Origin of the sequence: Nocardia coubleae NBRC 108252 (assembly GCF_001612805.1) — a bacterium.
Taxonomy (GTDB): domain Bacteria; phylum Actinomycetota; class Actinomycetes; order Mycobacteriales; family Mycobacteriaceae; genus Nocardia; species Nocardia coubleae.
Genome location: NZ_BDBD01000005.1, coordinates 1 through 12,423, shown reverse-complemented (window position 1 = coordinate 12,423; position 12,423 = coordinate 1). Strand labels below are relative to the sequence as shown.

General features: G+C 69.0%; 11 protein-coding genes. 8 read left to right on the top strand and 3 right to left on the bottom strand.

Features of this window, described 5'->3' with window-relative positions:
- On the bottom strand, positions 1-903 hold the full coding sequence (locus NCO8_RS04865; RefSeq protein ID WP_067636768.1) for an NmrA/HSCARG family protein: 903 nt from the start codon (positions 901-903) through the stop codon (positions 1-3).
- Between the two features lie 123 nt (positions 904-1,026).
- Here NCO8_RS04865 and NCO8_RS04860 point away from each other — a divergent pair, with 123 nt between their 5' ends.
- Positions 1,027-1,803, top strand: a complete 777-nt coding sequence (locus tag NCO8_RS04860; protein WP_067636764.1) for a TetR/AcrR family transcriptional regulator — start codon at positions 1,027-1,029, stop codon at positions 1,801-1,803.
- A 4-nt stretch (positions 1,804-1,807) separates the two neighbouring features.
- On the opposite strand, the gene NCO8_RS04855 is transcribed toward NCO8_RS04860, so the two are convergent.
- Complete coding sequence (locus NCO8_RS04855) at positions 1,808-2,197, bottom strand: DUF2237 family protein (RefSeq protein ID WP_019048221.1); 390 nt, start codon at positions 2,195-2,197, stop codon at positions 1,808-1,810.
- Between the two features lie 155 nt (positions 2,198-2,352).
- Here NCO8_RS04855 and ftsY point away from each other — a divergent pair, with 155 nt between their 5' ends.
- From ftsY to ffh, 6 genes are all read left to right on the top strand, one after another.
- Positions 2,353-3,915, top strand: a complete 1,563-nt coding sequence (ftsY, locus tag NCO8_RS04850; RefSeq protein WP_067636761.1) for a signal recognition particle-docking protein FtsY — start codon at positions 2,353-2,355, stop codon at positions 3,913-3,915.
- A gap of 295 nt (positions 3,916-4,210) precedes the next feature.
- On the top strand, positions 4,211-5,575 hold the full coding sequence (locus tag NCO8_RS04845) for an ammonium transporter (RefSeq protein ID WP_067493415.1): 1,365 nt from the start codon (positions 4,211-4,213) through the stop codon (positions 5,573-5,575).
- A gap of 5 nt (positions 5,576-5,580) precedes the next feature.
- Entirely contained in the window at positions 5,581-5,919 is a 339-nt protein-coding gene (locus NCO8_RS04840) for a P-II family nitrogen regulator (RefSeq protein WP_067493492.1), read from the top strand.
- Between the two features lie 77 nt (positions 5,920-5,996).
- Positions 5,997-8,429, top strand: a complete 2,433-nt coding sequence (locus NCO8_RS04835) for a [protein-PII] uridylyltransferase (RefSeq protein ID WP_067636759.1) — start codon at positions 5,997-5,999, stop codon at positions 8,427-8,429.
- Positions 8,430-8,562: 133 nt separating this feature from the next.
- A complete protein-coding gene (locus NCO8_RS04830) occupies positions 8,563-8,877 on the top strand; it encodes a hypothetical protein (RefSeq protein WP_225279181.1) in 315 nt (104 codons plus the stop codon).
- Positions 8,878-8,932: 55 nt separating this feature from the next.
- Complete coding sequence (gene ffh / locus NCO8_RS04825; RefSeq protein ID WP_067493421.1) at positions 8,933-10,486, top strand: signal recognition particle protein; 1,554 nt, start codon at positions 8,933-8,935, stop codon at positions 10,484-10,486.
- Positions 10,487-10,663: 177 nt separating this feature from the next.
- On the opposite strand, the gene NCO8_RS04820 is transcribed toward ffh, so the two are convergent.
- The gene (locus tag NCO8_RS04820; RefSeq protein ID WP_067636757.1) at positions 10,664-11,455 is read right to left on the bottom strand and encodes a phosphatidylethanolamine N-methyltransferase family domain-containing protein; all 792 of its coding nucleotides are present in this window, start codon (positions 11,453-11,455) and stop codon (positions 10,664-10,666) included.
- Positions 11,456-11,555: 100 nt separating this feature from the next.
- On the opposite strand from NCO8_RS04820, the gene NCO8_RS04815 reads away from it, so the two are divergent.
- On the top strand, positions 11,556-12,356 hold the full coding sequence (locus tag NCO8_RS04815; protein ID WP_067636755.1) for a nuclear transport factor 2 family protein: 801 nt from the start codon (positions 11,556-11,558) through the stop codon (positions 12,354-12,356).
- The last annotated feature ends 67 nt before the right edge of the window (positions 12,357-12,423 follow it).

Here is a 12,423-nt window from a genome sequence, read left to right as displayed (position 1 = left end):
TCACGCCGTCAAGTCCATCTGGGCGGCGATGCGGTCGGCGCCGCCACGGGCCAGCCAGTCCGGCAGGCTCGTCAGGCCCGGGTGGAGGGTGCGCAGGGCAGTCAGATCAGCGTGCCAGCCACCGGTTTCGCGGATGAGCCGCCAGGTGTTGGCGAGCTGGGGTCCGATCGCCGCGGCCTCGGCTTCGGTGACCTCGCGGTAGTGGATCGGGCGGCCGGTGGCGACCGAGATGGCGGCGGCCGCCTCGATGGGCGTGATCGCCTCGCCGGCCAGCTCCAGTTCACGACCGTGCCAACCGTCCGGGTCCGCGAACGCGAGCGCGGCGAAGGCGGCGATGTCGTCGAGCGCGATCATCTGCAACGGACGGTCGGCCGGGAACAGGTGGCGGTGCTCCCCACCTGCCCGGATGCCGTCCACCGGCGAGCCGTTCATCAGGTAGTTCTCCATGAACCGCACCGGCCGCAACAGGGTGTAGCGCAACCCCACCGCGCGGATCGCGGCCTCGATCCGGCGCTTGCCCTCCTGCCCCCACGACTCGGCCGGGCCCATGGTGGCGATTCCGGAGAACACGAGCTGGTCGACATCGGCAGCGCGGGCCGCCTCGATCATGGCGATACCGCGGCGGGCTTCGTCACCCGCGGTCCACCCGCTCGGCCCGTAGTCGGCGGGCGGGATGAGGAATACGGCCCGAGTGCCCTTCGCCGCGACGCGCAGCGAGGCAGGGTCGTCGAAGTCCCCGACGACCAGTTCGGCACCCGCCTCGGCCAGGTCGCGCGCGGCGGGGGAGTGCGGGTCACGCACGAGCGCGCGAACCCGGTGGCCGTCGGCGAGCAGCTTGCGGGCGGTGACGCCACCCTGCTTGCCGGTGGCGCCGGTGATCAGGACGGGAAGTGCTGACGTCATGGCGGAGGAGCTCCGTTTCGTGATCGATCCTGTGTCTACAATCGGGTCGGTCGACCCGTATTGCGGACGGTACGGGCGCGACGACCGGGTATGCCACGTCCGAAGTGGGAAAGGCGTAACGAAATGACGGTCCCTAACGGCACGGAACCGGCGGTGCGGGCCGACGCGCGCCGCAACCGGGCACTGATCCTGGCGGCCGCCCAGCGTGCCCTGGCCGAACGCGGCACCAGCGTCTCGCTGATGGAGGTGGCCCGCCGCGCCGGTGTCGGCGCGGGCACTGTCCACCGCCATTTCCCCACGAAGACCGCGCTGCTGGAAGCGGTCATGCAGGAGCGGGTCGACGGTCTGGCGGCGCTGGCCGCCGAACACCTGACCGATCCGGATCCCGGCGCGGCCTTCTTCGCCCTGTCCACCCATGTGATCGTGACGACGCCGGGCAACAAAGACCTCTGCGACCTGGTGCAATCCGACGACGGCTGGCCTCGTGCGCTGCTGCGTGGCGCGGGCGAGCGTTTCCACCGTGCCCTCGGTGCGCTGCTCGTCGCGGCCCAGCGTCAGGGCGCGGTGCGCGCGGAGGTGACTGTCACCGACGTGCTTGACATCTTCACCGGATGCGTTGCGATCCAACGCCATCGGCAGACCGGAGATCCCGTCGCACCGGCCGTCGCGCTCATCCTCGACGCGTTACGGACGCCGTCCTCGGCCGTAACGGAACTCGCGAAAACCGACCGTGACGAAACGGCGAGACGTAGCGAAAGCCCGGCGCCGTGCCCCGTCTGCCGAGCACCGGTCCACCGGCCGACGATCGGCAGACCGGCTCGCTACTGTTCCCCGGCCTGCCGTCAGAAAGCCCACCGGCTCCGCAGCTCGTCGAACTCCCCGCGGCTGCGCCGCGCGTGAGCGTCTACAGCAGGTCGCTGACGTCGTCGGGGACGTCGACTGCGTATTTGCGCAGGATGTCCATCGAGATGACCTCGAGGGCATTCTCGTGGGTCGCGGCCAGGACCACCGGCGCGGCGACACCGTCCTCGTGGGCGTGCAGCCACCGGACCGCGACCACGCACCAGCGGTCGCCCGGCTGCAGGCCGGGGAAGTTGTTCTCCGGGCGCGGGGTGCTGAGGTCGTTGCCGATGGATGCCTGATGTTCCAGGAATTCCGCCGTCACCACGGTGCACACGGTGTGGCTGCCGAGATCCTCCGGACCGGTGCTGCAGCAGCCGTCCCGGTAGAAGCCCGTGAGAGGATCGGTGCCGCACTCTTCCAGCGGCCCCCCAAGCACGTTTCGATCGGTCACTCCGCCGATCCTATGGGTGAAACGCCAGAAGTTCCGCAGGACAACGAATCTGTAGTGTTTCCGCCGGTCGGCGAACACCTCCGAAACCCACGCCCGACCCGCCGGGACGACGCCGCCGACGTGCCGCGACGAGGCAGCCGAATAGACTCGGCCGAGTGAGTTCGCAAGCGTGGATCCTGATCGCCGCGATCGCCGCCGTGCTGCTGGTGGCGCTCGTCGCGGGTTTCGTCCTGTACAAGCGCCGCCAGATTTCGCTGGCGCCGCCCGAGCCGGACAAGGAGTTGACGGACCGCTCCGGTGGTTACACGGCGTCCGGCGGATTCAGTTTCACCCAGGGCGGGTCGACGGCTACCGCGCCGCGTCCGGAACCCCTGCCGCGCGTCGAGCGCACCGACACCGAGGGGCAACCGCACGTCGGTGACGACGCCGCCGTCCCCCGCGACGCCCCGCGCCGCAATATCACCGATGTGCCGCTGCCCGAGGGCGACGTATCGGTCGAGGAGCCGGTGGTCGTCCCGGACGACGCCTCCTCGCTCACGACTCCGGTAGCGCCCACCGAACCCGCGCCGGACACCACACCCACGACGGCCCCGCCCGCCGAAACCGCGCCTACCGACACCGCGCCGACGACCGACGCGCCTACCGAGGTCGCCCCGACCGACACGCCGAAGACCGCGCCGAAGACCACTCCGGCCGACACCGCGCCACCGGTCACTCCTGCTCCGGCACCCGAAGCGCCGAGCCCCGCCCCGGCCCAGCCCGAGGTCGCCACCGAGATCGAGGAGATCGACCCGACCACCGGTCGCCTCGTCCGCCTGCGCGGTCGCCTCGCCCGCTCGCAGAACGCCGTCGGCAAGAGCCTGCTCGGCCTGCTCGGCGGCGGTGACCTCGACGAGGACTCCTGGGAGGAGATCGAGGACACCCTCGTCCTCGCCGACATCGGCACCGCGAGCACCGCCGCCATCGTCACCCGGCTGCGCGAGGAGATGGCCGCGCGCAGCGTGCGCACCCCCGAACAGGCCCGCGCCGCCCTGCGTGACGTGCTCATCGAGGCGCTGCGCCCCGAACTCGATCGGTCCATCCACGCGCTGCCGCACGGCGACAAACCGGCCATCCTGCTGGTCGTCGGCGTCAACGGCACCGGCAAGACCACCACCACCGGCAAGCTCGCCCGCGTGCTCGTCGCCGACGGCCGCCGGGTCCTGCTCGGCGCCGCCGACACCTTCCGCGCCGCCGCCGCCGACCAGCTGCAGACCTGGGGCGAACGGGTCGGGGCCGAGACCGTGCGCGGCAAGGAAGCCGCCGACCCCGCCGCCGTCGCCTTCGACGCGGTGACCGCGGGCATCGACCGCGGTGTCGACGCGGTGCTCATCGACACCGCGGGTCGCCTGCACACCAAGACCGGCCTGATGGACGAACTGGGCAAGGTCAAGCGCGTGGTGGAGAAGAAGGCCGAGGTCGACGAGGTGCTGCTGGTCCTCGACGCCACCGTCGGCCAGAACGGACTGATGCAGGCGCGCGTGTTCGCCGACGTCGTCGACATCACCGGTGTGGTGCTCACCAAACTCGACGGCACCGCCAAGGGCGGCATCGTGTTCCAGGTGCAGCACGAACTCGGTGTTCCGGTGAAGCTCGTCGGCCTGGGCGAGGGCGCCGACCATCTGGCCCCGTTCGAACCGAGCGCCTTCGTCGACGCCCTGCTCGGCGGCACTTCCTAGCACTACGACACTGCCCGCCCGGTCACCGCGAACCGGGCGGGCAGTGCTGTGTCCAGGGCAGGTACGCACCGGCGACCCGCCGCGCGAACGGGCGGCAAACCGCACCTGCGTCCCGACCTCACGGTGAGCTGCCAAGCTGTGGCGAAACTCGCGAAACCTGGTGGCAACACAAGTGGCCGATCCGTTCACGCAGGTGAAACACCACAGCTCAACGGATGAAACACCAAGTCGCGACCCTTCTGTACAGGTCCTTTTTGCCGTCATCGGCGAGGCCCGAGATGAGGAGGAAGACAAGGTGGCATTTCCATTGATCGGTACACCGGATACCGGTGATACCGCTTGGATGCTGGCGTCGGCAGCGCTCGTGCTGTTGATGACGCCGGGTTTGGCGTTCTTCTACGGCGGCATGGTCCGTGGCAAGAACGTGCTGAACATGATCATGATGAGCGTCTCGGCCATGGGGCTGGTCACCGTCCTGTGGTGTCTATACGGGTTCTCCATGGCGTTCGGCGAGGACAAGGGCAACCTGGTCGGTGACCCGCTCCAGTACTTCGGTCTGAAGAGCATCTTCGGTGGCACCGCCGCCGATTCCCCGGGCATCCCGCTGTTCACCGCGACCCCGGAGGACCCGACGGCCCCGATCACCTCGGGTATCCCGCTCACGGTCTTCGTAGCCTTCCAGCTCATGTTCGCGATCATCACGGTCGCCCTCATCTCGGGTGCGGTCGCCGACCGCCTGAAGTTCGGTTCGTGGCTCGTCTTTGCCGGAATCTGGGCCACCGTCGTCTACTTCCCCGTCGCCCACTGGGTGTTCGCCTTCGACGGCTACACCGCCGAGGCCGGCGGCTGGATCGCCAACAACCTCAAGGCCATCGACTTCGCCGGTGGTACCGCCGTCCACATCAACGCCGGCGCCGCCGGTCTGGTGCTGTGCCTGATCCTCGGCAAGCGCAAGGGCTGGCCCAAGACCCCGTTCCGTCCGCACAACCTGCCGTTCGTGATGCTCGGTGCCGGTCTGCTGTGGTTCGGCTGGTACGGCTTCAACGCCGGTTCGGCCCTCGGCGCCAACGGTATCGCCGGCGCCACCTTCCTCACCACGACCATCGCCACCGCCGCCGCGATGATGGCCTGGCTGCTCGTGGAGAAGATCCGCGACGGTCACCCCACCTCCCTCGGCGCCGCCTCGGGCATCGTCGCGGGTCTGGTCGCCATCACCCCGGCGTGTTCCTCGGTGAACGTGATCGGTGCCCTGGCCATCGGTGTCGTCTCGGGTGCGCTGTGCGCCCTCGCCGTCGGCCTGAAGTTCCGCTTCGGCTTCGACGACTCGCTCGACGTGGTCGGCGTCCACCTGGTCGGTGGTCTGGTCGGCACCCTGATGGTCGGTCTCGTCGCTACCAGCGAAGCCCCGGCGGGCGTCGCCGGCTTGTTCTACGGTGGTGGGGTCGAGCAGTTGAAGCTGCAGGCTGTCGGTGCCTTCGTGGTTCTGGCCTACTCGCTGGTCGCCACGGCCGTCATCGCGTACGCGATCAAGTTCACGATCGGCCTGCGCGCCAGTGAAGAGTCCGAGGCCGCGGGCCTCGACGAGTCCGAGCACGCGGAAACCGCTTACGATTTCGCTGCTGTGGGTGGCACGGCACGCTCGCTCGTCAAGGAGGCATGACGAACATGAAACTGGTTACGGCAATCGTCAAACCGTTCACGCTCGAAGACGTCAAGACCGGGCTGGAACAGGCAGGCGTGCTCGGCATGACCGTCAGCGAAGTCCAGGGCTACGGCCGCCAGAAGGGGCACACCGAGGTCTACCGAGGTGCGGAGTACTCCGTCGACTTCGTGCCGAAGGTGCGCGTCGAGGTCGTCGTCGACGATGCCTCGGTGGAGAAGGTCGTCGAGGTGATCGTCGAGGCCTCGCGCACCGGCAAGATCGGTGACGGCAAGGTGTGGGTGACCCCGGTGGACACGATCATCCGGGTCCGCACCGGCGAACGCGGTACCGACGCACTGTAATTCGCCGCAGTCGCACGGCGAACGATCGAGCGGCCCCGCTCCTACCGGATTCGGTCGGGGCGGGGCCGCCCGCATGAATGGGTGGTGGGGCAGTGGAACAGCGCAAGGGTGGAACACAGAACAACGCGGCGGCCGACCTGGTGAAGGCCAGAGCGGCGCTGCTCGAAGGCGCGGGCACCCGCAATCCGCGGCTCGACCCACAGGCGCTGCGCGCGGCGCTGGTCGACCTGTTCGACCTGTGGCTCACCAGCAAGGGCAACGAACTCGGCATCACCCCCGACAGCGGGCTGGCCCTGGTGGCCGTCGGCGGGCTCGGCAGGCGCGAGATGCTGCCCTATTCCGATCTCGATCTGGTGCTGTTGCACGACGGGGTCGACCAGTCCGTGGTGGCCGAGGTGGCCGATCAGCTCTGGTATCCCCTGTGGGACGCCCACATCAAACTCGACCACAGCGTGCGCACGGTGCCGCAGGCGCTTCGGGTGGCCGCCGACGACACCATCGCCGCGCTCGGCCTACTCGAGGCCCGCCACATCGTCGGCGACGAGGATCTGAGCAACCTGCTCATCGGTGGGGTGCGCCGGGAATGGCGCACCGGCATCCGTTCCCGCTTCGACGACCTCATCGCCCAGGCGAACACCCGCTGGCAGCGCAGCGGCGAGATCGCCCACCGCGCCGAACCCGATCTGAAGAACGGTCGCGGCGGGCTACGTGACATCCAGCTGCTCGACGCCCTCGCCATCGCCCAATTGACCGATGCCGTACCGGGTTTGGGGCCCGAGGTGCCCGGCGGCGGCCTGAAACAGGCACACCGCCGCCTGCTCGACGTGCGCACCGAGCTGCACCGCGTGGCCGGTCGCGCCCGCGACCAGTTACGCGCACAGGACGCCGACGAGATCGGTGCCGCCCTGCGCATCGGCGACCGGTTCGACCTCGCCCGCACCCTCACCGATTCGGCACGCACGGTGAGCTATTCGACCGACGTGGGTCTGCGCACCGCCGCGAACGCGCTGCCACGGCGCGGACTGGCCCGGCTGCGCCGCCTCCCGGTACGCCGTCCGCTCGACGAGGACGTGGTCGAGCACGCCGGTGAAGTGGTCCTCGCCCGCGACGCCCGCCCGCAACGCGACCCCGGCCTGATCCTGCGCGTCGCCGCCGCCTCGGCCCAGACCGGGCTGCCGATGTCGGCGACCACGCTCAACCGGCTCTCCGAAGACGCCCCCGAACTGCGCGAGCCCTGGCCCAAGGACGCACTCGACGACCTGCTCGTGCTGCTCGGCGCGGGCCGAGGCGCGATCGACGCGGTGGAGGCCCTGGACCGAACAGGCCTGTGGGGCAGGCTCTTTCCCGAATGGGGTGCGGTCCGCGACCTACCCCCGCGCGACGCGTTGCACACCTGGACCGTCGACCGCCACCTAATGGAAACCGTCGCCTACGCCACCGGTCTCAGCACCCGCGTCGCCCGCCCCGATCTGCTGATCCTCGGCGCCCTGCTGCACGACATCGGCAAGGGACGCACCGGCGACCACAGCGTGGTAGGGGCCGAGTTGGCCACCCACATCGGGCGCAGGCTCGGCCTGTGGCCCTCAGATGTGCGAACCCTCAGCGCCATCGTGCGCCACCACCTGCTGCTGCCCGACACCGCCACGCGGCGCGACCTCGACGACCCGGCCACCGTCGGCCACGTGGTCGACGCGCTCGGCGGCGACGTGGGTCTGCTCGAATTGCTGCACGCCCTGGCCGAAGCCGACTCGATGGCGACCGGTCCCGGTGTGTGGGGCGACTGGAAGGCCTCGCTGATCGGCGAACTGGTCCGCCGGTGCCGGCTGGTGATGGCGGGAGAGCCGCTGCCGCAACCGGAACCGATCGACCCCGACCTGGTCGCCAAGGCGGAAGCCGGCGGTGTGCACGTGACGCTGAGCGCGGGGGAGGGCAAACACACCCACGTGGTCACCGTCATCGCGCCCGACGAGCCGGGTCTGCTCGCCGACGCGGCGGGCGTGCTGGCGCTGCATTCGCTGCGGGTGCTGTCGGCCTCGCTCGGCGGGGTGGGCGAATCGGCGATCAACACCTTCGTCGTCACCCCCAAGTTCGGCGACCCACCCGACGCGGGTCTGCTCCGCCAGGAACTGATCCGGGCCATCAGCGGTGCGTTGGATCTGCAAGCGGCGCTGGCGAAACGCGAGACCGAGACCGTCGGCCGCTACGCGCGCGCCCAGCCACGCCTCATCTGGCAGTCCGCACCCGCACCGGGACAGGTGATCCTGGAATTGCGCGCCGAGGACCGGGTCGGGTTGCTCAGCAGGCTCGCGGGCGCGTTCGCCGCGGCGGGCGCGAATGTGCGCTGGGCCAAGGTGGTCACGATGGGTACGGCCGTGGTCGACGCGTTCTGCCTCGAACTCGGTGACGCCGACAGCCCCGCCCTGCGCGAACGGATCGAAAAGGCCGTTCTGGACGTGGTTCCCCGCCCGGCGCCCCCGCCGCAGCCCACCGATATCGGTTCGGACGCCTGAAACGTTAGGACACGGTTTACTCACCGATTGCTATCGGGTTGCTACGTATTGGTTACTCGCTGCCCGATAAGTCGAAACACGACCTATAGCATTCGAAAGGTCCGGCTGTCACTCGTTCGAGGGGAGCTGATCCGTGGCTATCGAAGTCGTCTCCGCATCGATGATGACCAGCGACGCGACCGCGCACATCGCGCGCTGCGTCGGCGGTGACCTGTGGGTGGTTTCGTGGTTGCCGGGCCGCACCCTCACCGGTGCTCAGGCCCTGGCCGCGATGACCATCGCCTCGACCACCGCCCACCACACCGATTCCGCCGAATCCGAGTGGAACCGGATCGAGGCGCTCTCGCGTGAGCTCGGCCTCACCGGGCGCGAGGCGGTGTACCTGGTCAACATCGAGAACCACGAATTGCGCCGCACCGCGCCACCGCACGTGCGCTCCGGGGAATAACACCCATTACCCTGGGAGGGCAATAGAGGTCCCTTTCAGATCAGGAGCGCGATCGGTGTTCGAATCCCTGTCCGACCGGCTTACCGGTGCACTGCAGGATCTGCGCGGTAAGGGGCGGCTGTCACCGGCCGACATCGACGCCACCGCGCGCGAGATCCGCCTCGCCCTCCTCGAAGCCGACGTGGCGCTGCCCGTGGTGCGCGGGTTCATCGCCAATGTGAAGGAACGCGCCAAGGGCGCGGAGGTCTCCGCGGCGCTCAACCCGGCCCAGCAGGTCGTCAAGATCGTCAACGAGGAACTCGTCGCCATCCTCGGTGGTGAGACCCGGCGCCTCAACCTGGCCAAGAACCCGCCGACGGTCATCATGCTGGCCGGTCTGCAGGGTGCCGGTAAGACCACCCTCGCGGGCAAGCTCGCCAAATGGCTCAAGGGTCAGGGCCACCAGCCGCTGCTCGTGGCCTGTGACCTCCAGCGTCCCGGCGCCGTCACCCAGCTGCAGGTCGTCGGTGAGCGCGCGGGCGTGCCCGTGTTCGCCCCGCACGGCGGCACCTCCATCGGCGGTGGCGAGAACCCGCTCGGTATCACCGCCGCCGACCCGGTCGCGGTCGCCGCGGGCGGTATCGAAGAGGCCAAGGCCAAGCAGTACGACGTGGTCATCGTCGACACCGCCGGTCGCCTCGGCATCGACGAAGAACTCATGCGCCAGGCCGCGGGCATCCGCGACGCCGTGAACCCCGACGAGACCCTCTTCGTGCTCGACGCGATGATCGGTCAGGACGCGGTGAGCACCGCCGAGGCCTTCCGCGACGGTGTCGGCTTCACCGGTGTCGTGCTCACCAAGCTCGACGGTGACGCGCGCGGTGGTGCCGCGCTGTCGGTGCGCAATGTCACCGGCGCGCCCATCATGTTCGCCTCCACCGGTGAGAAGCTCGAGGACTTCGACGTCTTCCACCCCGACCGGATGGCCTCGCGCATCCTCGGCATGGGCGACGTGCTCACCCTCATCGAGCAGGCCGAACAGGTCTACGACGCCAAGCAGGCCGAGGAGACCGCGCGCAAGATCGGCAGCGGTGAGCTCACCCTCGAGGACTTCCTCGACCAGATGCTCGCCATCCGCAAGATGGGCCCGATCGGCAACCTGCTCGGCATGCTGCCCGGCGCGGGTCAGATGAAGGACGCGCTCGCGGCCGTCGACGACAAGCAGCTCGACCGCGTGCAGGCCATCATCCGCGGTATGACCCCCGCCGAGCGCGACAACCCGAAGATCATCAACGCCTCCCGCCGGTTGCGCATCGCCAACGGTTCGGGCGTGCAGGTCTCCGAGGTCAACCAGCTCGTCGACCGGTTCTTCGAGGCCAAGAAGATGATGGCCATGATGGGCCGTCAGATGGGTCTGCCCGGCGGGCGCCGCGGCAACACCAAGAAGGGTAAGAAGGGCAAGAAGGGCGGGCGCGGTCCCACGCCGCCGAAGATGCGCGGTGGGTTCCCCGGTATGCCCGCCGGTATGCCGCCGGGGATGGATCTCTCGCAGATGCCGCCCGGTCTCGACCAGCTGCCGCCCGGTCTCGAGGGAATCGACCTGTCCCAGCTGAAGTTCCCCAAGAACTGAGCTGTGTTTTTGGAGCGCTGGCGCGCTCGAGTCGGCGGCCACTGAGGTCCCGACGATCAGGCACCGTGGCTTGCTCCTTCGTCGCCTACGCCACGGCGCCTGATCGTCGGGACGGCCGCCGACCGCCGCTTCGCGGCGTCCCCTCCTCGGGGTCGGGGAGGGCGGGGGCCGGTTTGGTCAGAGCAGCTTGGGGATCAGGGCTTTTCGGTTCGCCGGGTAGTCGGCGAATTTCTCGCGGTACCAGCGGTGCGTGGCGAAGGCGCGTGGCACCAGGTTGCCTGCGGTGATCAGGAAGATCGCCACGCCCGCCAACGACCAGGTGAGCAGCGCGAACCCGGCCCATGCGATCAGCTCGCCGAGATAGGCCGGACTGCTGACGAAGCGGAAACCGCCGCCGTGCGGGACGCGGTACTCGGCGGCGCCCGGGTCGTTCTTGTCCCGCAGATTCCGCACGATCGACTCCGACCGCACCAGCAGCGCGAACCCGCCCAGGTATACGACCAGTCCGATCAGGAAACGCGGGTCGGTGAGCCAGGCGGTGCCGTACTGGTTCTTGTAGTCGTTGCTGAAGAACGCGCCGTTGAGATAGCCGTGCAGCGCCGTCACGAAAACGCCTGCCCCGACCACCGACACATTGAAGGTGCTCTTCTTGCCCGGCACCTGCCGGATCGACAGCGGGAAGAACCAGCCGCGATTGCCGTAGTGCAGCACCCAGATGGCGGCAAGCACCAGCGGGACGGGCTCGAAGCGGTCGGGTCCGCTCAGATAGAACACCGCGAACACCACGGTCGCGGGCAACTCCATCAGCCACCAGCCCAGCTTCGGGTTCAGATTGAAGCCCACCGCGTTCGAGGCGAAGCGGCCGTACGGGCTCTGCGCGAACAGTCCGCCGACGATGACGAACGCGGCGAAGCCGAACGCGATGGTCAGCACCGTGTCGTAGGTCGTGTTCCCGGTGTACCAGTCCATCGAGATCCTCTGTCCAGGCGTCCGGCACGATCGCCGACGCAAAACTAGAACACGTTCTATCATGGATCGCGCAGGGGGAACGCGACAATGGAGGACGCAGATGCCGCTCGACCGGACCGCTGAAGACCTGCTGGCGGCGGTGCTGGCATCCCCGCGCGCCGTGGCTGCCCACGACAAGACCGCCTGGGTCGGGCTGTTCGCCGAGCAGGCGGCGGTGCACGACCCCTACGGCTCGCGTGCGCACATCGGGCCCGAGGCGATCTCGCGCTTCTACAACGTCTTCATCGCGCCCAACACCATCGCGTTTCGCGTCGAGCGCGACATCGTCGCCGGGCACACGGTGGTGCGCGACCTGCACATCGAGACCACCATGTCGACGGGCGCGACCGTTGTCGTGCCGATGCATCTGCGCTACGACCTGGTGGCGTCCGATGGTGGGTGGCGGATCATCCGGCTCGCCGCGCACTGGGAGTTGGGGGTGATGGTCGCGCGGTTGATGCGGACCGGGTCGGCCGGTGTGCTCGCGGGGGCGAAACTCGGGCCGCAGTTGGTCGGGGAGCTCGGTGTGGGTGGGGCGATGGGGATGATGCGGGCGTTGCGTGGGGTGGGTGGGCACGGTAAGCGGATCGTGCGGGGGTTGTTCGTCGCGGCGGCTCGTGGGGACTCGGGGCGGGTTGAAGAGTTGCTCGGGCGGGCGAGTGTGCGGGTGGCGTCGGGGGAGACGTTGAGCCCTGCGGAATTCGGTGAGATGGTGCGGTCTATGCAGTGGGACAAGATGATTGCGGCCGGGCGGACGGTGAGTGTCAGTGTGCGGACGGGGGAGTCGGGTGGGGTGGTGTTCGTGGACTTCGCGCCGGGCTCTTCGCGTATCGAGAGTGTGACGGTCTACCTCGACGGGTGAGTTTTTTGGAGTACTGAGGATGGTGGGCGAAAGCGCTCGGTGTTTTGTGCACCACAAAGGTATTGGG